The sequence below is a fragment of the Muribaculum sp. An289 genome, from assembly GCF_002159555.1.
GTDB lineage: Bacteria > Bacteroidota > Bacteroidia > Bacteroidales > UBA932 > Merdivivens > Merdivivens faecigallinarum.
Genome location: NZ_NFIV01000003.1, coordinates 189814 through 212998 on the forward strand (window position 1 = coordinate 189814; position 23185 = coordinate 212998).

Below are 23185 nucleotides of genomic sequence, written 5' to 3' on the forward strand. Positions count from 1 at the left end.
AAAGGATAGGATTATGATAAACGGGAAAATAGTAGTTGGAATAACCCAGGGTGACGGGAACGGAATCGGATATGAAGTGATTATCAAGGCTTTGTCCGATACGAGGATGTTGGAAATGTGCATACCTGTCATCTATGGCTCATCCAAATTGTTCGGATTTTATAAAAAACAGCTGCACGAGATAGACCAGATTAACACCAACATCATAGCCGCGGCTTCGGATGCATATCCAAAAAGGGTGAATATCGTCAACTGCTTGCCTGAAAATGTTTTCGTCGAGCCGGGAAGGGCGACTCCGGAATCTGCCAAGTCGGCGATGAAATCCCTGGAAACGGCTGTGGAGGACTTGAAGGCCGGGTTGATAGACTGCCTTGTGACTGCCCCGATAAACAAGCGCGCCATGGTGAACGAAGGTTTCGGCCATACGGGGCATACGGAATATCTCATAAAGGCTTTCGGAGCGGAGAATGCCATAATGATTATGTGCAGCGACAGGCTCAGGGTAGGAGTGGTAACGGGCCATATCCCGCTTGCCGATGTGCCTTCCGCCATTACTGAAGAAAAGATTTTCATGAAATTGCTGGCGATGTGCGATTCGCTGGAAAGGGATTTCGGGATAAGGTCCCCGAAGATAGCCGTGCTCGGCCTCAATCCGCATTGCGGGGATGGAGGGCTGCTCGGAAACGAGGAGCAGAACATCATACTCCCGGCCGTGAAGAGGGCGCAGAAAGAGGGCATCAATGCATACGGGCCTTATTCTCCTGACGGATTTTTCGGCCTCGGCAATTACAGCCGCTTCGACGCTACCCTGGCAATGTACCATGACCAGGGGCTCATTCCGTTCAAGGCCCTTTCATTCGAAGACGGGGTGAACTTTACTGCCGGCCTTCCTGTAGTGAGGACTTCTCCGGATCACGGAACAGCTTACGAAATGGCGGGAAAGGACATGGCGGATCCGCAGTCGATGAAGTCGGCGATTTACATGGCCATCGATATTTTCAACAACAGGCTCTCCTATGACAGGCTGATGGAAGGCCGCCTCATAGAGGAGAAAAAAGAGGAAGACACTCCATCCAACAAACCGCAGATAGCATAGTGGGCAAGGGTGCGATATATCTTTATACGGACGGTGCCTGTAGCGGCAATCCCGGGCCGGGAGGTTATGCGGCGATACTCCGTTATGGGGGATATGAAAAAGAATTTTCAGGAGGTTTCCGCCGCACGACGAACAACAGGATGGAACTTCTGGCCGTGATTGTCGGGCTGGAGGCTATAAGGTGGGAGAGCGCGGATGTCGAAATATTCAGCGATTCGTCATACGTGGTGAATGCGGTAACGAAGGGCTGGATAGAAAAATGGGTGCTGTCCGGGTTTTCCAAGAAGAAAAACGAAGATTTGTGGCGGAGGTATCTCGCGGTCGCTTCCAGGCACAGGGTCGTTTTCCACTGGATAAAGGGGCATGCGGGGCATCCCGAGAATGAGAGGTGCGATGCTTTGGCGGTCAAGGCCGCATCGGCGGACGGACTTCCCGAAGATACGGGTTATGCCGACTGATTTTTATTGATTTTTATTGAAAAAAATAATGCCGCCTGCGCAAAGGGCGGCCGTGTATTCCAGGAGAACCACGTAAAAAACAGGAAAAATGAAGACAAAGACAGTATCAGTATCGTTCATGCTGCTCGGCATCGTATTCTGCGTATGCCTCGTAGCGGCCAATTTTCTGGAGGCCAAGGTAGTAAGGCTCGGGCCTCTTGCAATCACGGCGGGGATGATAGTTTTCCCCGTATCCTACATAATCAATGACTGCATAGCGGAAGTATGGGGGTTCAGAAAGTCCCGCCTTATCATCTGGATGGGTTTTCTCATGAATTTCATGGTGGTAGGCTTGGGGCAGATAGCCGTCATGATGCCTGCCGCCCCTTTCTGGGAAGGAGAGGAGAGCTTCAATTTCGTTTTCGGACTTGCACCGCGGATAGCGGCGGCCAGCCTTGCGGCCTTTCTTGTCGGGTCCTTTCTGAATGCATACGTGATGAGCAGAATGAAAGTGCGCTCCAAAGGAAAACATTTTTCCGTCAGGGCGGTAGTCTCGACCCTTGCCGGCGAAAGCGCTGATTCGCTCATATTTTTCCCGATAGCTTTCGGAGGGCTGATGCCGGTCGGGGAGCTGTTGAAAATGATGCTTGTCCAGGCATTGCTGAAAACCCTTTATGAAATAATCGTGCTTCCTGTCACGGTACGTGTCGTGAAGTATATAAAACGTATCGACGGAAGTGATGCATACGACAGTGATATTTCTTATAACATACTTAAAATAAATGAATTATAATCCCTCTATGAATAACTCCTCCGCCCTTGTGGTTTTCAGTGGCGGACAGGATTCGACTACCTGTCTCTGGTGGGCGAAAAAGCATTTCAGCGAGGTTTCGGCCCTGAGTTTCGTTTACGGGCAGAAGCATCTGTCGGAAATCGGGTGCGCCAGGGCCATAGCCGACAAGGCGGGCGTGCCTTTGGAGATAATGGAGATTCCAGTCATAGGCCGTCTCGGGAAAAATTCCCTTACCGACACGTCTGTTCCCATGGACGAAGGCTCCGTTCTTACGGGCAGCGGCCCGATTCCCATGGACGGCGGCTCTGTTCCCATGGACGGCGGTGTGCATGACAGCAGTGTGCATGGCGGACTGCCCAATACTTTTGTTCCGGGCAGGAACCTGTTCTTCCTCTCGGTTGCGGCCGTAAAGGCAAGGGAACTTGGCATTAACCATATAGTTACGGGTGTCTCGCAAACCGATTTCAGCGGTTATCCCGATTGCAGGGACACTTTCATCAAGTCATTGAACGTGACCCTGAACCTTGCAATGGATGCCCAGTTTGTAATTCATACGCCTCTGATGTGGCTCGACAAGGCGGAGACATGGAAAATGGCCGATGAACTCGGGATATTCGATATTGTACGTAACGAAACAGTGACATGTTACAACGGCATTCCCGGGGACGGCTGCGGGCATTGTCCGTCCTGTCGGTTGAGGCGTGAAGGACTTGAAAAATATCTGAAGGAAAAGTATGGAAAGGAAAGATGAACTCAAGGCCCTTGGCCGAAAGACCGTATACAGGGATGATTATTCCCCGGAAGTCCTTGAGACTTTTGAAAACAGGCATCCCGGAAATGATTATTGGGTGCGTTTCAATTGTCCCGAATTTACGAGCCTGTGCCCGATAACGGGACAACCGGATTTTGCCGAAATCAGGATATCCTATATCCCGGACAGGCGCATGGTGGAGAGCAAAAGCCTCAAGCTCTATCTGTTCAGCTTCCGCAACCACGGCGATTTTCATGAAGATTGCGTGAACATTATCATGAAAGACCTGATAAGGCTCATGGAACCCAAATATATCGAAGTCACCGGTTTATTCACTCCGCGAGGAGGCATTTCAATCCATCCTTACTGCAATTACGGCCGTCCCGGTACCGACTATGAAAAACTTGCCAGGTACCGTATGGACAATTACGGCATGTAAACTTACAGTAGTGGTCACAAAAATTGACCAGCGGATAATTCCGGTCGGAATCTTCCGTAGCCTCATTTTTCGCCCGTGACCCCGGAAAAAAAAATCAACTTTTTTCACCCCATAGCCAGCTGGTGTCTTTGCAATGTGTTGATAGTCAATATTTTATTAAAATTACCCCTGCGCTTGGGTACCTCAGAAAGCACCCAAAAGCAGCCTGTATTTTTGTAAGTTATTGATTATTAATTATTTCGGAAGAGGTTGGATGGCTGTGGGGTGGAAAATTACACGACAAAATCCTATTTTCCCTCCTCATTCCGCTTCCATTCGCTTCCATTCGCTTGCATTCCGCTTGCATTCCACTTCCATTCGCTTCCATCCCTTTTCCCATCATTTTTCAGGCAGAGATGTGGTTTCTCGGGCTACCGGAAGCGGAATAGTGGCGTGCAAAAATAGTGTCAAACCGGGAAGCCCCGACTTAACCGCATTGTCTGTAAACGACTATTTTTTGTGGCCGTTACTGCAAGGTCCCGGCAGTGCCGGCGATTTTCATAGCGCACCTTATCCCGTCTAAGGCGGATGAAACAATGCCGCCCGAGTAGCCGGCCCCTTCTCCGGCCGGGTAGAGGCCTTTCAGGGATATGTGCTGCAAGGTCTCAGGATCCCTCGGAATCCTTACAGGGGAGGAGGTGCGGGATTCCACGCCGAGAAGCAGGGCGTCGTTTGTATAGTACCCTTTCATCTTGTAGTTGATTTGCGGGAATACGCGTTTGAGCCTCATCGAGATGAACGGAGGAAGCATTTCATGGAGCGGGGCGTTTGCCGTTCCGGCAAAATATGATGATGCCGGGAGGTTGTCCGACGGTTTGCGCCGGCAGAAATCCATCATCCTCTGGGCAGGGGCCTTCAAGGACGAGGAATAATCGAACATGGATTTTTCCATGTCCTGCTGGAATCTCATCAGGGCCAGCGGGCCTTCCTTTGCGTATTCAGGGCAGTATTCAGCTATGTCTTCCGGCTCTACCGACACCACGATTCCGGCATTGGCCCATTTCGAATTTCTTTCGGAATTGGACATTCCGTTCAGTACTGTCTCTCCTGGCGCCGTGGCGGATGGGATGAGCAGGCCTCCCGGACACATGCAGAATGAAAATACCCCGCGCTCGCGGCCTTCGAATTCGACCTGCTGAACGAAGGAGTATTCGGCATTCGGAAGGTAAGGCTGGTATTTTCCGTGGTATTGGATTTTGTTTATCAGCGATTGGGGATGCTCGGCACGTACTCCGAGAGCGAAACCCTTGCACTCTATTTCCCAGCCCTTGTCATAAAACATCCCGTAAATGTCCCTTGCCGAATGCCCGGTGGCGAGTATGACATTGCGGGCCCCGAAAGTCTTGCCGTCGGAGCATGCGGCTATCCATCCTCCGTCGCTTTGCGACAGGTCTGTAACCCTGCATCCGAAATGGTACTCTCCGCCGTGCTCCGTGATGCACTTGCGGATATTTTCCATGATGGCCGGCAATTTGTCGCTGCCTATGTGCGGATGGGCTTCCAGCAGTATGTCCGGGCTGGCTCCGAAACGCACGAGCTGGTGCAAGACTTCCCTTATGTCGCCCTTCTTGGTCGAGCGGGTGAAAAGTTTTCCGTCAGAGAAAGTGCCTGCACCTCCTTCTCCGAAGCAATAATTCGAATCCGGATTCACTGTCCCTTCGCGGCTGATGGCCGCATTGTCCGCCTTTCTCGAATGCACGTCCTTGCCTCTTTCGAGGATGACGGGTCTGTAGCCTTCCATGAGCAGGCGGAGGGCCGAAAAGATTCCTGCCGGCCCGGAGCCTATTATCAGCACCGGTTCGGCTTCGTGTACGTCGCGGTATTCTCCGAGGACATAGTCGTCCTGCGGCTTCTCGTTTTTCAGGTATGCGGCGCACCTGTACCTGTAAACTATGTCTTTACGGGCGTCCAAGGATTTGCGCAGAAACCTGATTTCGCCTATGTTCCCGACGACGGTCCCCATGGTTTTCGCCGCGGTTTCCCTTATCGTCTCCATGTCCGGGCTTTTGCTCGCCGGAAAAGCTATCTCGAATTCTTTCATTTTACCGGTTTATATTTCAAAATCCCTCGCCCTTGAAACAGGCGCTACGGACAAAGGCGTCCTGCATCCTTCCATGAATTTGTAGTAGCCCGAAATGGCAATCATCGCCGCATTGTCGGTAGTGAACCTGAATTCCGGAAGATAGGTGTTCCATCCTTTTTTCTTCCCGAGCCTTTCCACCTCGCTCCTGAGTCCCGAGTTTGCGGAAACCCCTCCGCCCAATGCTATTTCCTTGATACCAGTCGATTCCGATGCCCTTATGAGTTTCTTCATAAGTATGTCTATGAGCGCTTTCTGGAAAGAAGCGCAGATGTCTTCCTTGTTTTCCTCGATGAAATCGGGGTTTTCCTTGAGGCGGTCCCTGAGAAAATACAGAAGCGATGTCTTTATCCCGCTGAAACTGAAATCCAGGCCCTCCACATGCGGTTTCGCGAAGGAAAACCTTTTTGGGTCCCCCTCTTTTGCAAGCCTATCCACAATCGGGCCTCCCGGATAGCCGAGCCCCATCATCTTGGAGCATTTGTCGAATGCTTCGCCGACCGCGTCGTCTATCGTGTGCCCGATGATTTCGAAATTGAAATAGTCATGTACGGCCACTATCTGCGTATGTCCTCCGGATACGAGCAGGCAGAGGAAAGGAAAAGCGGGGTGCCTGTTCTCTTTCCCGTACTGTTTGATGAAGTGGGAGAGTATGTGTCCCTGGAGGTGGTTTACTTCCACCAACGGTTTTCCGGCAGACAGGGAAAGCCCTTTGGCGAACGATGTCCCCACTATCAGCGAACCGAGCAGGCCGGGTCCTACGGTAAAGGCTATCGCATCTATGTCGTCCATGGTCGTCCCGGCCTGTGAAAGGGCCTGGGATACGACGGGTACTATGTTCTGCTGGTGGGCCCGTGAAGCGAGCTCCGGTATTACGCCCCCGTATTGTCTGTGTACCTCCTGGCTGGCAAGGAGGTTGGAAAGCAGGTAACCGTCCCTGATGACCGCCGCGGAGGTGTCATCGCATGACGATTCGATTCCGAGTATAGTGATAGCCATATCTTCCTTTAAAATTTTATGTGCCTGCAAAAATACTTTATTTTTTGCTATTTTTGTAAGTTATTATCATCCGTAATTGTGAGAAGAAGGTTTTTTAAGATATTTTTGAGGGTGGACGTTGCCGTAATAATTCTGGCGGCGGCTGTCTTCGTGGGTTTGCAGACGTCTGTGGTACAGACCTATGTTGCAGACCGGATGCTTTCTTCCCTCAGCAGCGGACTGTCCGGAAAAATAAATGTCGGGCGCGTGTATGTGCGGTTTCTGAACAACGTGCTGCTTCAGGATGTTTCGGTGATTGATGATGCCAAAATGTCCCCGATTGTCTCCGATACGCTTTTCTATACAGAAAAAATAGCCTTGCAGTATTCGCTGCGCGGCCTCTTTTCGAAAGAAGGCCCCAAAGTGTCGAGGGTGTCCGTGAGCGGCGGCGGAATGAACCTCGTCCTGGAGGATTACGACACCCCTGTGGACGGCAAATATTACAATACCAATCTGACGAGGATTTTCGGACTCGCGAAGGATACTTCGAAAGTCGTAAAGGACACGGCGGCGGTAAAGGGAATAAAAACGCTTTTCAATCTGAAAAACGTGAAAATCACGGACTTCGCCTTCAATATGTACGATTTGACGGCGGATGTGGAAAAACAGGAAGCCAAGGGAGGGATAAACTGGCGCAACATGAATATCAGCGACATAAATTTTCATATAAAGGATATGAAAATGGTCGGCGGAATCATGTACGGCAAGGTCGTTTCGGGCTCTTTCAGGGAGCGCAGCGGTTTCAATTGCCGCAATATTTCCGCTGATGTGCGTGTTGGGGACGGTCTCGCCTCGATTGACGGGTTGAGGATAGTGGACGACTATTCGGATGTGCGTGTGGGGAATTATTCCATGATTTACGAATCCGGCAAATCCTTCTCGAAATATCTGGACGAGGTGGTCATGTCGATAAGTTTTCCCGATACGTGCAGGCTGAACATGAAGACTCTGGCCTTTTTCGCCCCGGCGGTTTCCGGACTCGGTTTCGATGCGGCGCTTTATGGAAGCGCTTCCGGGACTGTCAGGAACCTCCGCACTTCTTCCCTGTCCGTGGGCATTGACGGATATGGCATTTCATTCGAGTTGCAGGGAGGCGTGGAAGGCCTTCCGGACATAAGGTCTTCACGCATGGATATCCGGCTGCTCGGGCTGTCGTTCGATGCCGCATCGGCCTACAGGGCCGCGGAGATGTTCGGCGCGGGGGAGAGCGTGGACTTCCTGAAAGATTTTTCTTACCGCGGCGGTTTTGTTTTCGACGGAACATTTTCCGGCGGGATTTCTTCATTCCACGCAGTCGGGGAGATGTCGTCGCTTTCGGGAAAACTCGGTTTCGATGTTTCGGTCTCCGGCCTCATGGATGAAAGGAGGCCAGTGGGCGTTTCGGGGAAAGTGTACGCGGACAGGGCGGATATCGGAAAATTTTCCGGCGTGGATTTTCTTGGAGAGCTCAGCATGGACGCGGATTTCGGTTTTTCATCGGCGGAAGGCGGGAAACTCGATGTCAGGAGGCTGGATGTTTCGAGGCTCGTGGCAAACGGGCATGCATATTCGGGAATCCGGGCCAAAGGCATGCTCGAAGACGGCGTTTTCAAAGGGAGAATCGTCAGCGATGATCCCGCGCTGAGTTTCCTGTTCCAGGGAAGCGCCTCCATCGACCCGTACGCCGCAGGTGCCGCCTATGAGTTTTATGCCAATGTAGGTTATGCCGATTTGAGCGCGATGAATCTCGACAGGAACGGAAGGTCGGCGGTATCTTTCGAAGTCAATTCCAACTTCATGCGGGACGGGAGCGGAGAAGTGGTTGGAAAAATCAGCATTTCCGACCTGGTTCTGGAAAATGATTCCGACAGGGAAAATGCCGGCGGCATATATATCGAAGCGGTCAATAATCCCCGCGATTACGTAATCTCGATGCGTTCGGACTTTTTGAACGCCGAATTTTCCGGGACGGCCCCTTTCCGTCAGTTCCTCAAGGATGTCCAGGCACTTTCGACCGGTATGGCCGCCGATGTGCTCTGCCCGCCGGATGCCCTTGTGTGGAGCGGGCACAGTTATTCCCTCGGCCTTTCTACCGGCAATTCGATGGCTGTATGCGGCTTCATCAAGCCCGGGCTGTATGTGGCGGAGGGAAGCCGGCTGTCTTTGGAGCTGGATGCTGAAGGGAACATAGATGCCGAAGTGAATTCGCAGAGAATCGCCCTCGGCGGGAATTATTTGAAGGATTTCGCTTTCAAGGCGTTCAATCCGGACAGTACCCTGGACTGCCTCATCCGTACTTCGGAGGCAAAGGTGGCTTCTTTCCTTTTTGAAAGGCCGCGCCTGTCATTGGCCCTGCTGGACAATTCGGCTTATGCAAGGCTCGTATATTCGGATCCCGGCAAGGATACCGTAAACAGCGGCCGTCTGAACGTGTGGGCGGATTTTTCACGGGATACCCTGGACGGAAAACTCGTTTCTGATATCAGGATAGGAAGTTCCGAATTTTATGTGAACGGGGACAGATGGGACATAATCCCGGCCCGTGCCTCCGTTTCCGGAAAGAGGTTCGATATCGACTCGCTGGCGATATGCTGCGGCTTGCAGAGCATAGTGGTAAATACTACCGGTTTCGGTGCGGGGCCGGTACGGTCGGATACCCTCGATATATCCTTGGGCGGTTTCGACATGTCTTCCCTGTCGCCTCTGCTCGGCGACGGTTACGATATAAGGGGGACGGTTTCCGGCGTGGCCAGGATAACTGATATTTTCAACAATCCCGGGCTGATTGCCGACATACACTGCGATTCCGTAAGTGTCGGCGGGGTGGAGGCCGGAGATGTCGAAATCATGAGCCGTTGGGACGAGCGGAACGAGAGGTTCAACGTGTACCTCAGAAACTACATAGGAAGGAAAACCACGGTGAACACTACGGGCTATTTCCATCCGGAAGACAGGTACGTCAATGTCAATATGGGGCTTGACGGTTTCAATGCAGGATATTTCCGCCCGCTGCTGGCATCTGTGGTGTCGGATGTGTCCGGACGTTTTTCCGGATACCTCATGCTGTCAGGCCATCCGGGAAAACTGGCCTTGCGCAGCCGGAGGATAGCGATGGAAGATCTTGTATTCAAGGTAAATTATACAAATGTCCAGTATAAGCTGAACGGGTCCCTTTCGATGGACGAAACCGGAATAAGGGCCGACAATATCATAGTCGAAGACCGTTACGGGCACCGTGGAATCCTGGGCGGCGGCGTGGACTATGAATATTTCAAGAATATGGACTTCGGTCTGGATCTGAAATTCAACAGGATGGAATGTATCGACATTCCGAGGGAAAGGGCGGAGTCCTTTTACGGAACGGCATTCGCGACCGGTACGCTGCGCCTTACCGGGCCGTTCGACGATTTGTCTCTCAGTGCAATGGCCACAACGATGGAGAATACTCTGTTCTATGTGCCTGTGGGTTCCGGGGCCGAAGCCGGCAGTTCCGGTATACTCTCCTTCAAGGATTATTCGCAGGACGAGACCGAGGCGGACCCTTATGACGTAATGCTTTCGAATCTTAACCGCAAGCAGTCACGGAAAGGCGGCCTGTCGGTGGGCATGCATCTGTCGGTGACTCCGGATGCGGCTGTCTTTGTCGAGATGGGCGGCATGTCCGGAAGCCGTTTCAGAGGGCAGGGAAGCGGAACTGTCGACATTACGGCAGGAGGCGACAGTCCTTTTGACATCAAAGGGGATTATACGCTCGAAGAAGGCAGTTTCCGTTTTTCGGCCGGAGGAATCATCTCAAGGGATTTTACCATAGACGAAGGGAGCTATATCCGCTTCAACGGCGACATAATGGACTCCGATTTGAGCATCAATGCGATATATTCTACGAAAACTTCGATAGGCACGCTAATAGCCGATACGTCTTCGGTCTCTTCGAGAAGGACGGTGGATTGCATGATAGGGATTTCCGGAAAACTGTCGGATCCTGCCCTCAAGTTCGGCATAGATATCCCGGATGTCGACCCTATGGTGCGTTCGCGTGTGGAAAGTGCGCTTTCGACCGAGGACAAGGTACAGAAACAGTTCCTCTCCCTCATAATTTCCAACAGTTTCATCCCCGACGAGCAGTCCAATATTGTGAACAACTCCTCCATGCTTTTCTCGAATGTGTCGGAGATAGTGTCCGGACAGATAAGTTCCGTCTTCCAGAAGCTCGACATACCGTTGGATTTGGGAGTGAACTACCAGCAATCCAATACGGGCACGGATATTTTCGACGTAGCCGTGTCCACGCAGCTGTTCAACAACAGGGTCATAGTGAACGGCAACATAGGGAACAGGCAGAACACGGTCACCGGCAATAACGGCGTGGCCGGAGATATAGACATAGAAATAAAACTGGACCGTCGCGGAGTGTTGAGGCTGAATCTGTTCTCGCATTCGGCCGACCAATATTCGTCTTATCTGGACCAGTCGCAGCGGAGCGGCGTGGGTATTACCTACCAGCAGGAATTCTCCACGTTCAGAGAGTTGTGGCGGAAGATGTTCTGGAGCCGCAAGCGCAAGAGGGCCGCCGAAGAAGAGGAGCTCAGGATGAGGCAGGAGCGGCAGGAAACGGACGATGACAAGATAGTTATAGAGATTGAGTGATGAAATACGGAAAACTGTTTTTAATTCCCTCCTTTATCGGGGACAACCTTCCGGGGGACGTGCTTCCGCAGAAGACCGTGGATACGGCCTGCTCGTTGGACTGTTTCGTAGTCGAGGAGACGAGGACAGCGAGGCGTTTCCTTTCTTCAATCGGAATGAAGGGAAGGCTGGAGGGCGTGGAGTTCCATGAACTTAACGAGCATACTCCCGATGAAGCGGTGGAAGGATACCGGCATCTTTTCGAGGAAGGGAGGAATGTAGGGCTCGTTTCGGAGGCGGGTTTGCCGGCAGTGGCCGATCCGGGAGGAAAACTGGTGGCTCTGGCGCACCGCTGCGGGATTGAGGTAGTCCCTCTGGTCGGGCCGTCTTCCCTCATGCTTGCGCTCATGGCCTCCGGAATGAACGGACAGTCTTTCGCCTTCTGCGGCTATCTTCCCGTCAAGGCGGATGAAAGGAGAAAGAAACTGAAAGACATCGAACGGATATCGTCATTGTCCGGACAGTCGCAGATTTTTATCGAGACCCCTTACAGGAACGATTCCATGCTGTCCGACATAGCCTCTCATTGCAGGCCTTCCACGATGGTTTCCGTTGCCGCCGACCTTACTCTGGAGTCCCAGACAATCCTCAGCATGGATGTCGCCGCCTGGGGCAGGAAGCTCGCGGGGGGATTCAGGATAGGCAAGCGCCCGTGCGTATTCGTATTGTCGGCTTCGGACGGTTTTTGATATATGACAATTTATGGCAAACAGCGGTACTATGGAAAATTTAAAGCGGTCCGGACGGAGGTTGTCCGGCACGATTGCATTGAAGGGATTGAGATTCCATGCCTTCCACGGATGTTTCGGCTTCGAAAGGGAGAAGGGCGGTGAGTATGTCGTGGATTTTTCCGCCTCCCAATGCGGGACGGACGGGCGTGCGGGCGGCGTAGACCTGGTAAGGGCGGCGGCGAGCGATGCCCTCGGGGATACTCTGGATTATTCTGAAATATACGGTATAATATCCGATGTGATGTCGTCTCCTTCCGACCTTATAGAAAATGTGGCTGGAAGAATCATGTCCCGGGTGTCGGAAAAATATCCGGATCTCGGGGAGGTTTCCGTGACGGTGAAAAAACTGTCGCCTCCGATAGAGGGGATAGGCGAAGGTTATGCCGAGTTCACCCTTGTGTCCGTATTGTGAAAATCTGTTCCGTATTGAAAATCAGTTTTATGGAAAAAAGTGTCAGGGTTTCTTTCATAACGCTCGGCTGCAAGCTGAATTATGCCGAAACGTCCACAATCGAGAGGCAGTTCGTCTCCTTGGGCTGCAAGGTCTCCGACTGGCGGGACGGGGCGGATATTTTTGTAGTGAATACCTGTGCCGTGACGGAGACTTCCGAAAGGAAATGCAGGAGCATAATCAGGAAACTGCACAGGATTTCGCCTTCCGCATGGATTGTCGTCACCGGCTGTTACGCACGTCTGGGCAAGGAGCGGATATATGGGATAGAGGGAGTAAAATACGTTTTCGCTTCCGATGAAAGCAAAAAGGGGATAGCGGCGAGGGTGCTCGGGGATTATCTTGCCGGCCCCGTATCTCCGCTTGCTCCGGAAGTCTCGGGGGATTCCGGGGGATTTTTCCTCGCCTATTCTTCGGGCGAAGAAAGGACGAGGGCCTTCCTCAAGGTGCAGGACGGCTGCGATTACCACTGCTCCTACTGTACGGTATGCATCGCCAGGGGGGAGAGCAGGAACGCCCCTGTAAGTGACATTGTTTCGGAAGCCTCTGCCATAGCGGCTTCCGGAGTAAGGGAAATAGTCCTGACCGGGGTGAATACGGGGGATTTCGGTAAAACCACCGGAGAGTCCTTCCTTGATTTGCTGAAGGCCCTGGACAGGGTGGAGGGAATCGACAGGTACCGCATATCGTCCATCGAGCCAAATCTGCTCACGGAGGAGATTGTGGACTGGATAACCTCGGGGACTAAATTCATGCCCCATTTCCATATCCCCCTCCAGTCCGGTTCCGACAGGATACTGAAAGCCATGGGGCGCAGGTACGATGCCGACGGATTTTTGCGGAAATTGGATTATGTCAGGAAGGCATTCGGGGATTTTTATGAAAAACGCGGCGAAGACGGAAGCGACAGGGTGTTTTTCGGAATAGATGTGATAGTCGGTTTTCCCGGAGAAACCGAGGCCGATTTTATGGATACGTACAATCTCCTTTCGCGGATAAAGCCTGCCTTCCTCCATGTTTTCCCGTACTCGAAACGTCCCGGGACACCGGCTGCCGCCATGCCGGGGCAGGTGCCGGAAGAAGTGAAGAATTCGAGGGTCGAAAGGCTTATGGCCCTGAGCGATATCTTGCATGCGGATTTCGTAAAGGCCAATTCGGGCCGCAGGGAGGAAGTCCTGTTCGAAAGTTCCGACAAGGGCGGCAGGATGTACGGCTATACGAGGAATTACATACGTGTCGAGCGCCCGTTCGACCCGGATGCGATAGGTAGAATAATCGAGGCAGTGATTTGAAGATAAGTTGAACAGGTGAAGATAAGATGAACAGGTGAAGATAAGATGAACAGGGCTGTATTTTTAGGGACCGGCACATCGCAGGGGGTGCCCATGATAGGATGCAAGTGCGAAGTGTGCATGTCATCCGATTCCCGCGACAAGCGGTTGAGGTCTTCCCTCTATGTCGAATACGGAGGCTGTCGCATCCTTGTTGATGCAGGGCCGGATTTCAGGCAGCAGATGCTGAGAGAAGACATATTGCATCTCGATGCCATCCTTCTGACACACAACCATAAGGACCATACCGGAGGACTGGATGACGTCAGGGCCATAAATTATCTTGAAGAAAGGGCGGTGGACATCTACTGCGAAAAATATGTCGAGGATTCCCTGAGGTGCGAGTACTCGTATGCTTTTTCCGAGCCGCATTATCCCGGCATTCCGCTATGGAACATACACCTTATATCGTCGGAAACCCCGTTTCCCGTATCTCCGTGCGGCCCTTCTGCCGGGAAGCCCGTCACTGTCATACCCGTGCGCGGAATGCATTTCAGGCTGCCGGTCCTCGGCTTCCGTTTCGGAAAACTGGCCTATCTGACCGACATGAACTGCATTCCGGAAGACCAGTTCCGCAAACTGGAAGGTCTCGATGTCATGACAATCAATTGTGTACGACACGGAAGCCATCTGTCCCATTTCAGCTTCGAACAGGCCATAGCCGTTGCGTTGAAGGTCGGCGCCAAACGTACATACCTTACCCATCTGTCCCACCAGCTGGAAAAACATTCGGTCCTTGAGGGACTGATAGTGGAGGAGGCCTCCCGCCAGCTTGTCTCCGCCGGAAAGCCTGTTCCCGATGATATCGGACAGCGCATCATGCCGGCCTATGACGGTTTGGAAATAACATTCGGGGATTGAGCGGTACCGGCGCTTCCGGGGAACTTCTTGTGAAAATAGATTTGTCTGTTTCGGAAAAAAGCCTTATTTTTGACGGTTATTTTGATTTAGAAAAACAGCTTCAAAAAATATAGACTTGATTATGGATATGGATCAGAACCAGACGACGGGGACGGGGCGGATAGAAACCGTGAATATAGACAAGCAGATGAAAAGCGCGTATATCGACTATTCGATGTCCGTTATCGTCTCTCGTGCCCTGCCGGATGTGAGGGACGGTCTCAAGCCGGTTCATCGCAGGGTTTTGTTCGGAATGTCCGAACTCGGCCTTACTTACGACAAACCGACTAAGAAATCGGCCCGTATAGTGGGTGAAGTCCTCGGTAAGTACCATCCTCATGGCGATACGAGCGTGTACGATACCATGGTGCGCATGGCACAGGACTGGTCGATGCGTTATACGCTTGTTTACGGCCAGGGTAATTTCGGATCCATAGACGGGTATTCTCCGGCTGCAATGCGTTATACCGAAGCGAAGTTGCAGCGCATAGCCGAAGAGGTCCTTGCCGACCTGGACAAGGATACGGTGGATTTCCAGAAGAACTTCGACGAGTCCCTGGACGAGCCGAAGGTATTGCCTGCAAAAGTTCCCCTTTTGCTCGTAAACGGTTCTTCCGGCATAGCTGTCGGCATGGCGACAAACATGGCGCCTCACAATCTGACTGAAGTGTGCAATGCCATAGAAGCGTATATAGACAATCCGGACATAACCACGGAAGGGCTGATGCAGCACATCTCCGGCCCCGATTTTCCTACCGGAGGCATTATCCAGGGAATCCAGGGGATTAAGGACGCATTCGAGACCGGCCGCGGAAAGATAGTGATAAGGTCCAAGACCGAAATCGAGACGGATGCCCACGGAAGGGACCAGATAATCGTTACCGAAATACCTTATATGGTAAACAAGAGGGAGCTGATTGAGAAAATAGCCGAACTCGTGGAGGCCAAGAAGGTGGACGGAATCACATACGTCAATGACGAGAGCAACCGCCACGGCATGCGCATCCTCATCCGTCTGAAACAGGGTGCGGTTGCCAATGTCGTGCTGAATACGCTGTTCAAATATACCCAGCTGCAATCGAGTTTTTCAGTAAACAACGTGGTTCTCGTGGACGGACGTCCGAGGCTTCTGAACCTGAAAGACCTTATTAAATATTATGTGCGCCACAGGCATGACGTGGTAGTGCGCAGAAGCCGTTTCGAGCTGGAGAAGGCACAGAAGCGCGCGCACATACTCGAAGGCCTCCTGAAGGCATTGGATTTCATAGATGAAATCATAGCCATGATCCGCGCTTCCCGTACAGTGGACGATGCGAAGTCTTCAATCATAGCCCGTTTCGATTTTACGGAACCGCAGGCCGCGGCAATAGTCGCGATGCGCCTGTCGCAGCTCGTAGGTCTGGAACGCGAGAGGCTCCAGTCCGAATATGACGAGCTGATGAAGGTAATCAACCGTCTGGAAGCCATATTGGCAAGTTACGACTTGCAGATGGGGGTCATTAAGGAGGAACTTGAATATCTGAAAGAAAAATACGGGGATGCAAGGCGCTCGGTAATAGAGCCTTCCGAAGACGAGTTCAATCCGGAGGACTTCTATCCGAACGAGGATGTGGTGATAACCATATCCCACCTCGGTTATATCAAACGTACCCCGCTTACGGAATACCGTCTCCAGAACAGGGGAGGAGTGGGCGCCAAGGGCAGTACCACGAGGGACGAAGACTTCATAGAGCATATCTACGTGGCCAACATGCACAGTACCATGCTGTTCTTTACGGCCAAGGGAAAATGCTTCTGGCTCAAGGTCTACGAGATTCCGGAAGGGGCCAAGTCCTCGAAGGGCCGCGCATTGCAGAACGTGATAAACATCGAGCCTGACGACAAAATCTGCGCGTATATCAATGTCAGGAGCCTGAAGGATGAAGACTATATCAACAACAACTACATAATCCTCGGCACGAAGCGCGGAACCATAAAGAAGACCTCCCTCGAAGCCTATTCGAGACCGCGTGCCAACGGCATAAACGCCATAACTATCCGCGAAGGCGACGAATTGCACGGGGCCGTGCTTACGAACGGCAATTGCGAGATTCTGCTTGCCGGAAAGAAAGGACGTTGCGTGCGTTTCGATGAAAAGGATGCAAGGGCCATAGGCAGGACCGGTGCAGGTGTCAGGGGTATATCCATAGATGAAGACGACGAGGTCGTAGGCCTTGTATGCGTGGATCCGGCATCCGAGGACATGTCCTCCAAGACCATCCTCGCAGTGAGTGAAAACGGTTATGGCAAGCGTTCCGTTCTGGAAGATTACCGTAAGACAAACCGTGGCGGTAAGGGTGTGAAGACCATAAACATTACGGAAAAGACCGGAGCCCTGATTGCGCTGAAGGAAGTCTCCGAAGATGACGACCTTATGATAATCAACCGTTCCGGCATAACCATCAGGCTGTCCGTGTCCGCCATAAGGGTGGCAGGCCGTTCGACACAGGGTGTCAGACTGATAAATATCCGGGAAGGGGACGGAATAGCCGCCGTATGTACAGTCGACAACAAGGATACCGACGGAACCGGTGCCGCGGAAGAAAAGGAATGATGTCTGAAAATATGAATATTAACCACAAAAATGATATTTCAATGAAAAGATTGTTTATTGCACTTTCGTTGCTCCTGTCCGTACAGCTGGCAGGTGCACAGTCAAAAGCAGTAGTCGACGCCATAAGCGATGTCGATAAGGCAAAGGAGGCATTGGCCAATCCGAAGAAAGCCGTAAAACCGGCTTCATGGATAAACCTCGGCGAGGCCTATATCAAGGCTTTCGAAGCACCGGCCCCTGCCGTAGTCACAGGCATGCCTCAGCCGCAGATTGCCATGCTTCTCGGCGGAATGGCCCCGGTTTCTTCGGAAGACAGGATAATGGGCGGAATCCCTTACCATGTTGACATCTATCCGGAGTTCAACCTTTATTATGACGGTACCGGCGTACTGGCCATAGTCGAGGTCACCAAGGCTGCATATACCGACATCGACCCTCTCGCTGAAGCCATCAACGCATTCGTGAAGGCTGGCGAGCTCGAGACCAAGGAAAAAGGCATTGAGAAGGTGAAGGCACACCTCCAGAACGTATCTTCCCTGTATTTCAGCGATGCAATGACCATGTACAGCCTTGAAAAATACGGTGCTGCTTCGGACGACTTCATGAAATGCGTGGAGATTTCAGAGCTGCCGCTGTTGGGCAACATCGACACCCTCTCCGTTTTCAACGCCGCATTTACGGCCAACCTCGCTTCCGATACCCTGAGGGCCATCACGATGTTCGAAAGATGCGTGGAACTGGGTTACTATGAAAACGGTGACGTATTTGCGAGCCTCGCAGGCCTGTATATCGGCAAAGGCGACAACGCAAAAGGAAAATCCATCCTCGAAGAAGGCTTCAAGCTTTTCCCTTCGAGCCAGGCCATAATAATCGGACTTATCAATTATTATCTTGACAACAACGAGGATCCTCAGACCCTCTTCTCCCTCATAGCCGAGGCAAAGGCCAACGAGCCTAACAATGCTTCCCTTTACTATGTGGAAGGAAATGTCTACAAAGGTCTCGGAGACATTCAGAAGGCCCTGGAATGCTATTACAAATCGTATGAAATCGACCCTAACTACGTATTCGGCCTCTATGCGGCAGGTACTCTCTGGTATGACGAAGCTGTAAGGGTTTCCGAAATTGCACAGAGCGAAATGGACGATAAGAAGTACAACGCCCTCGTGGAAGAATTCGAAGGCTATATGGTCAATGCCATCGAGCCTTTCGAGACACTTTTCAATGCTACCGAGGATGTCGAGTTCAAGACAATCGCCGCAGAATACCTGAAGAGCATCAATTTCCGTTTCCGCGACAGGGATCAGAAATACATGGACGGATATGAAAAATACAATTCATATCTCAATTCGCAGCAGAACCAGTAACCGGCAATAATTAAGATCTAGATAAAAATCAGAGGCGGCAGTGTGAGGTTTCCTTTGCCGCCTCTTTACTTGAAAGTCGTATGAGATATCTGTTTAGCATTTTACTTGTCCCGCTCGTTTTCGCCATCTTCCCTGTAAAGCTTTCTGCCGATGAGGGAATGTGGCTTCCGGTCCTCATATCGGAAAGGATAGACGATATGAAGGCAAAAGGTTTCAGGCTCGATGCGGAGGACATTTACAGTATCAATCAGGCATCATTGAAGGATGCCGTCGTGCTGTTCAACGGCGGATGTACCGGAGAACTCATTTCCAATCAAGGGCTCCTGCTTACCAACCATCACTGCGGTTACGGTGCAATCCAGTGCCACAGTTCCGTGGAACACGACTATCTTAAAGACGGTTTCTGGGCCATGTCGCTCGATGAAGAACTGCCGAACGACGGGCTTTGGGTCAGCTTCCTCATAAGGATGGAGGATGTGACGGATGCGGTGCTCCAGGGGTACGACAGCTCGATGGACGAGGCACGGAGGGATTCGCTGGTAAGGGCCAATTCCGCGGCCATAGAGGCCAGGGCGATGGCGGAAGGACCGTCGTATCAGGCATCGGTCGAATCCATGTATTACGGCAACCAGTATTTTCTTTTCGTTTATCAGAAATTCGATGACGTAAGGCTTGTAGGCGCCCCTCCTTCTTCGGTGGGAAAATTCGGAGGCGACACGGACAACTGGATGTGGCCTCGCCATACCGGGGATTTCTCGATTTTCAGGATATATGCGGACAAGGACAACAATCCGGCAGCCTACAGCGAGGACAATGTCCCTTACAGGCCGAAAAAATTTTTCAAGATTTCCACGGCAGGAGTGAATGAAGGCGATTTTACCTTCGTGTACGGTTTTCCCGGCAGTACCCAGGAATATGTGCATTCCGATGCCATCGGATACATCGAGGAAATGAATCCCAAGAAGATAGCGCTCAGGGACGGAAGGCTGGAAATAATGAAAAAATACATGTCCGCCGACCAGGATGTGAGGATACGCTATTCTTCGAAACAGGCAAATGTCGCCAATGCCTGGAAGAAATGGCAGGGCGAGCTGAAAGGTCTGATAAAATTAGAGACACGTTCGGTGAAGAAGGAGTCCGAGAAGGCTTTTACGGAATGGGCACTCAGCGGAGGACATGACGAATATGCCGGCGTAATAGAGGAACTTTCACGGCTATACGCCCAGGTCCGTCCTTATTCGTATGCGATGGACTATTATGTGGAGTCGCTGAACGGTGTCGACGCATTCAGGTTTGCCATGAATGTGGGGCGTTATATCGGACTGAACGGTACGGAGGGCCTTGCCGATTATGCGGAAGCCTTCTTCAAGGACTATTATTATCCTATCGATGAGGAGATTTTCATCTTTACGGCCGACAGGTTCATGGAAGACGTGCCGGACGAATTCAAGCCGGAATATCTGAAGGAGGAGTTTACCCGTCTGGGCTCGACGGCCGCCGTGGCCGATTCGGTATTTGCCGTGTCCATTTTCACGGACAGGGAAAAGACACTCGCCCTTGCCGCCCTCGATTCGGCGAAGGCGATGGAGGCGGTGGCTTCCGACCCTCTTTACAGGCTGGCCGACTCGTTCTATGCCGAATATGCCGCACTGTCCGGACCTGCAATGGAAATCAACAGGCGGATCGCCCTTATGAACAGGACATATATGCGGGGGCAGATGGAATTCGATTCGGAAAAGGCCTTCTATCCGGATGCCAACCTTACCCTGAGGGTCTCATACGGGGAAGTGGCCGGCTTCGAGCCTTCGGACGGCATCGAATATCTGCCGGTCTCTACCCTTGAAGGAATAATCGAAAAGGACAATCCCGATATTTTCGATTATGACATCCCTCAGAAACTCAGGGATCTGTATGCGGCCAAGGACTATGGCAGATGGGAAACGGAAGGTACTGTTCCGGTATGTTTCCTTGCCACCAACCATACTTCCGGGGGCAATTCGGGCAGTCCTGTCATAAATGCGGACGGCAATCTTGTCGGGGTCAATTTCGACAGGGTATGGGAAGGCACCATGAGCGACCTTGATTTCGACCCGGAACTTTGCCGTAACATATCCCTCGACATAAGGTATGTGCTCTTCATCATAGACAAGTATGCGGGAGCCCGTAACCTTATGGACGAAATAGTTTTCGCGGATTGACACGGCTCACGGGAGGGCGGATACGGATTCCGTAATCCATACGAGGATGTCTATGGAACATGACAGGATTTTTCCGCAGAATATCCCGGCCGGAGGCCAGATTGCGAATGCCAGCATCGAGGTCATTATCAAGGCGAGTATTACGGAGCTGAGCGGTACGCAAAGCAGGTTGGTGACCAGAAAATATTTGGGAAAATAGCCGAAATACCACAGTATCAACGGCAATGTGGATATTTGGCAGGCTACTGACAGGGCGATGGTGTTCCAGATGTACTTCATCGCCCTGTTTTTCGTATATATCAGGTCTTTAAGGTATGGGAAAATCGTGAAAATCCCTATCATGGCGCTGTATGAAAGCTGGAATCCCACGTCGGCGGCGGCTTCCGGATTGTAGGAAAGGATTATTATCGCGCTGAGCGCGAGTACCCACAGGGGCTTCTGCTTCCTTCCGAGGATTTTTCCGGTCTCGTATATGAATATCATTACGAAGGCGCGTGCAATGGAATTGGCCATTCCGGTCATGAGGGAATAAATGAAAAGAAGGGAGACATTCACCGTGCTTCTGACGGCGGTCCCTGCCCTGCCTGAAGGGATGAAGGAGGTCAGGACGGTGAAAATCCCGTATAATATGCTGAGATGCATTCCGGAAAGGGCAAGCAGGTGGGATACGCCGCTTATGCGGAAATATTCCTTGTCCTCCCTGGATATTTCGCTTTTGTCGCCCAGAAAAAGCGCCTTTGCGAAGGCACGTCCCCTCGGGTCTTCCGGCATCGTGCCTTCGATGGCCGTCTCGCATTCCGCGTAAAGGGCCGCGGAGATGTTTTTCCTCATCTCCGGCAGTTCCGAGCCCGATATTATCCTTATGTAAACGAAGGCCGCGAGATATAAAATGCCGATGCAGGCCGCGGCTGCCCTGATTCCGAATCCTTCCCCTCTCATCTTTCTCTCTCTTAAACGGAATTTCGTTGCAATTTAATTATTTAATCTATATTTTTGCGATAATTTTTAATTTTTATCGAGATGAAAGTTCTGGTATTGAATTGCGGCAGCTCTTCCTTGAAGTATCAGTTGCTTGATATGAAGAGCGCGGATGACTATGAATTGAAGGCTAAAGGCCTTGTTGAGCGTATAGGGATGGACATGTCCGTCCTCACGCATCGCAAGACCGGCGCGGACAAATTCGTAATCGAGAAACCGATTGCCGACCATAAGGTCGCCATATCCTGCGTTTTCAAGGAATTGCTGGACGAAGGCCACGGCGTGATTTCTTCCGTACAGGAAATAGAGGCGGTAGGCCACCGTGTCGCACATGGCGGCGAGTATTTTACCGAAAGCGCGTTTGTGGACAAGGAGGCCGAGAGGAACATCGAGGCATGCTGCGATCTCGCCCCTCTGCACAACCCGGCCAATCTTCTCGGAATCAGGGCGATGTCCGAACTTCTGCCGGACGTTCCGCAGGTGGCCGTATTCGATACTTCCTTCCATTCTTCAATGCCCGACTATGCATATCTGTACGCCATACCGTACGAATACTATGAGAAATACGGCGTGCGCCGTTACGGGTTCCACGGGACTTCGCATAAATTCGTGGCGGAGAAGGCCTGCAAGATTCTCGGCAAGGATATCGACAAGATGAAAATCATTACCTGCCATCTCGGGAACGGAAGCTCCATTACCGCCATCCAGAACGGCAAATCCATAGATACCTCAATGGGATTCACCCCTCTTGAAGGCCTTATCATGGGAACGCGCAGCGGAAACATAGACCCGGGAGCGGTTTCCTTCATCGAGGAGAAGGAGGGGATAACTCCGTCCGAAATGAACACGATACTCAATAAGAAGAGCGGTTTCCTCGGACTTTCGGGAATTTCTTCCGACTGTAGGGATCTTACCGACGCCGCCGATGCGGGAAGCGAAAGGGCGAAACTCACTCTTAAAAAGCTTGCATACGACATACTGAAATATATAGGTGCGTATTCGGCCGTCATGGACGGTGTGGACCTGGTGGTGTTTACCGGAGGAATCGGTGAAAACAACCGCAGCATGCGCCGCATGGTCTGCGAACACCTGGATTTCCTCGGGGTCGAATTCGATTACGAGGCGAACGACAGCGTTTCCGGCGAAGACGTGATACTGACTAAGCCAGGGGCGAAGACCGTAGTCATGGCATTGACTACCAACGAAGAACTCGTTATCGCAAGGGATACCCTGAGAATCGTTGGCGAACGTATGCGTTCTTAATTCCGATTTTGATAAGTTTTATATAAAAATCAAAT

Annotated in this window: 17 protein-coding genes; 14 read left to right on the forward strand and 3 right to left on the reverse strand. The window is 51.7% G+C overall.

Annotated elements, in window-relative coordinates:
- Positions 1–13 precede the first annotated feature (13 nt).
- The 5 genes from pdxA to queF all read left to right on the forward strand — a co-directional run bounded on the left by pdxA (position 14) and on the right by queF (position 3516).
- Entirely contained in the window at positions 14–1096 is a 1083-nt protein-coding gene (gene pdxA / locus B5F83_RS03685) for a 4-hydroxythreonine-4-phosphate dehydrogenase PdxA (protein WP_087276416.1), read from the forward strand.
- Complete coding sequence (rnhA, locus tag B5F83_RS03690) at positions 1096–1554, forward strand: ribonuclease HI (protein ID WP_239383815.1); 459 nt, start codon at positions 1096–1098, stop codon at positions 1552–1554. The genes pdxA and rnhA overlap by 1 nt, the downstream gene beginning before the upstream one ends.
- A gap of 88 nt (positions 1555–1642) precedes the next feature.
- On the forward strand, positions 1643–2326 hold the full coding sequence (locus tag B5F83_RS03695) for a queuosine precursor transporter (protein ID WP_087276413.1): 684 nt from the start codon (positions 1643–1645) through the stop codon (positions 2324–2326).
- Between the two features lie 7 nt (positions 2327–2333).
- The gene (gene queC / locus B5F83_RS03700) at positions 2334–3077 is read left to right on the forward strand and encodes a 7-cyano-7-deazaguanine synthase QueC (RefSeq protein ID WP_087276410.1); all 744 of its coding nucleotides are present in this window, start codon (positions 2334–2336) and stop codon (positions 3075–3077) included.
- Complete coding sequence (gene queF / locus B5F83_RS03705) at positions 3061–3516, forward strand: preQ(1) synthase (RefSeq protein ID WP_087276408.1); 456 nt, start codon at positions 3061–3063, stop codon at positions 3514–3516. The genes queC and queF overlap by 17 nt, the downstream gene beginning before the upstream one ends.
- Positions 3517–4021: 505 nt before the next feature.
- On the opposite strand, the gene B5F83_RS03710 is transcribed toward queF, so the two are convergent.
- Positions 4022–5596 carry an FAD-dependent protein gene (locus tag B5F83_RS03710; protein ID WP_087276405.1) on the reverse strand — a complete coding sequence of 525 codons (1575 nt, stop codon included), beginning with the start codon at positions 5594–5596 and terminating at the stop codon, positions 4022–4024.
- Between the two features lie 9 nt (positions 5597–5605).
- The gene (gene tsaD, locus B5F83_RS03715; protein WP_087276401.1) at positions 5606–6634 is read right to left on the reverse strand and encodes a tRNA (adenosine(37)-N6)-threonylcarbamoyltransferase complex transferase subunit TsaD; all 1029 of its coding nucleotides are present in this window, start codon (positions 6632–6634) and stop codon (positions 5606–5608) included.
- Positions 6635–6712: 78 nt separating this feature from the next.
- On the opposite strand from tsaD, the gene B5F83_RS03720 reads away from it, so the two are divergent.
- The 8 genes from B5F83_RS03720 (at position 6713) to B5F83_RS03755 (ending at position 20909) form a co-directional block, all read left to right on the forward strand.
- The gene (locus tag B5F83_RS03720; protein WP_158094135.1) at positions 6713–11299 is read left to right on the forward strand and encodes a translocation/assembly module TamB domain-containing protein; all 4587 of its coding nucleotides are present in this window, start codon (positions 6713–6715) and stop codon (positions 11297–11299) included.
- On the forward strand, positions 11299–12027 hold the full coding sequence (locus tag B5F83_RS03725; RefSeq protein WP_087276395.1) for an SAM-dependent methyltransferase: 729 nt from the start codon (positions 11299–11301) through the stop codon (positions 12025–12027). Before B5F83_RS03720 ends, B5F83_RS03725 begins: the two co-directional genes overlap by 1 nt.
- Before the next feature lie 31 nt (positions 12028–12058).
- Positions 12059–12481 (forward strand): dihydroneopterin aldolase, encoded by a 423-nt coding sequence (locus B5F83_RS03730; RefSeq protein ID WP_158094136.1) that lies wholly within the window; start codon positions 12059–12061, stop codon positions 12479–12481.
- A 29-nt stretch (positions 12482–12510) separates the two neighbouring features.
- Positions 12511–13812, forward strand: a complete 1302-nt coding sequence (gene mtaB / locus B5F83_RS03735) for a tRNA (N(6)-L-threonylcarbamoyladenosine(37)-C(2))-methylthiotransferase MtaB (RefSeq protein WP_087276389.1) — start codon at positions 12511–12513, stop codon at positions 13810–13812.
- A 45-nt stretch (positions 13813–13857) separates the two neighbouring features.
- Positions 13858–14712: an MBL fold metallo-hydrolase gene (locus B5F83_RS03740; RefSeq protein WP_087276386.1), complete on the forward strand. Its 855-nt coding sequence runs from the start codon at positions 13858–13860 to the stop codon at positions 14710–14712.
- 121 nt (positions 14713–14833) lie between these two features.
- Positions 14834–17344, forward strand: coding sequence for a DNA gyrase subunit A (gene gyrA / locus B5F83_RS03745; RefSeq protein WP_087276775.1), 2511 nt, complete (start codon positions 14834–14836; stop codon positions 17342–17344).
- 41 nt (positions 17345–17385) lie between these two features.
- Positions 17386–18711 (forward strand): hypothetical protein, encoded by a 1326-nt coding sequence (locus B5F83_RS03750; RefSeq protein WP_158094137.1) that lies wholly within the window; start codon positions 17386–17388, stop codon positions 18709–18711.
- Positions 18712–18791: 80 nt separating this feature from the next.
- Positions 18792–20909 carry a S46 family peptidase gene (locus tag B5F83_RS03755; RefSeq protein ID WP_087276381.1) on the forward strand — a complete coding sequence of 706 codons (2118 nt, stop codon included), beginning with the start codon at positions 18792–18794 and terminating at the stop codon, positions 20907–20909.
- Between the two features lie 6 nt (positions 20910–20915).
- Here B5F83_RS03755 and B5F83_RS03760 read toward each other — a convergent pair whose 3' ends face one another.
- Positions 20916–21848 (reverse strand): ComEC/Rec2 family competence protein, encoded by a 933-nt coding sequence (locus B5F83_RS03760; protein WP_087276378.1) that lies wholly within the window; start codon positions 21846–21848, stop codon positions 20916–20918.
- Positions 21849–21929: 81 nt separating this feature from the next.
- Between B5F83_RS03760 and B5F83_RS03765 the strand changes: the two genes are divergently transcribed.
- Positions 21930–23150 (forward strand): acetate kinase, encoded by a 1221-nt coding sequence (locus tag B5F83_RS03765; protein WP_087276375.1) that lies wholly within the window; start codon positions 21930–21932, stop codon positions 23148–23150.
- Positions 23151–23185 lie beyond the last annotated feature (35 nt).

Coding starts and splice junctions, on each gene's coding strand:
- B5F83_RS03725 (WP_087276395.1), top strand. CDS start 11,299: ATGAAATACGGAAAACTGTTTTTAATTCCCTCCTTTATCGGGGACAAC.
- B5F83_RS03730 (WP_158094136.1), top strand. CDS start 12,059: ATGGAAAATTTAAAGCGGTCCGGACGGAGGTTGTCCGGCACGATTGCA.
- tsaD (WP_087276401.1), bottom strand. CDS start 6,634: ATGGCTATCACTATACTCGGAATCGAATCGTCATGCGATGACACCTCC.
- B5F83_RS03695 (WP_087276413.1), top strand. CDS start 1,643: ATGAAGACAAAGACAGTATCAGTATCGTTCATGCTGCTCGGCATCGTA.
- mtaB (WP_087276389.1), top strand. CDS start 12,511: ATGGAAAAAAGTGTCAGGGTTTCTTTCATAACGCTCGGCTGCAAGCTG.
- pdxA (WP_087276416.1), top strand. CDS start 14: ATGATAAACGGGAAAATAGTAGTTGGAATAACCCAGGGTGACGGGAAC.
- B5F83_RS03760 (WP_087276378.1), bottom strand. CDS start 21,848: ATGAGAGGGGAAGGATTCGGAATCAGGGCAGCCGCGGCCTGCATCGGC.
- B5F83_RS03750 (WP_158094137.1), top strand. CDS start 17,386: ATGAAAAGATTGTTTATTGCACTTTCGTTGCTCCTGTCCGTACAGCTG.
- B5F83_RS03740 (WP_087276386.1), top strand. CDS start 13,858: ATGAACAGGGCTGTATTTTTAGGGACCGGCACATCGCAGGGGGTGCCC.
- B5F83_RS03710 (WP_087276405.1), bottom strand. CDS start 5,596: ATGAAAGAATTCGAGATAGCTTTTCCGGCGAGCAAAAGCCCGGACATG.
- B5F83_RS03755 (WP_087276381.1), top strand. CDS start 18,792: ATGAGATATCTGTTTAGCATTTTACTTGTCCCGCTCGTTTTCGCCATC.
- queF (WP_087276408.1), top strand. CDS start 3,061: ATGGAAAGGAAAGATGAACTCAAGGCCCTTGGCCGAAAGACCGTATAC.
- queC (WP_087276410.1), top strand. CDS start 2,334: ATGAATAACTCCTCCGCCCTTGTGGTTTTCAGTGGCGGACAGGATTCG.
- gyrA (WP_087276775.1), top strand. CDS start 14,834: ATGGATATGGATCAGAACCAGACGACGGGGACGGGGCGGATAGAAACC.
- B5F83_RS03765 (WP_087276375.1), top strand. CDS start 21,930: ATGAAAGTTCTGGTATTGAATTGCGGCAGCTCTTCCTTGAAGTATCAG.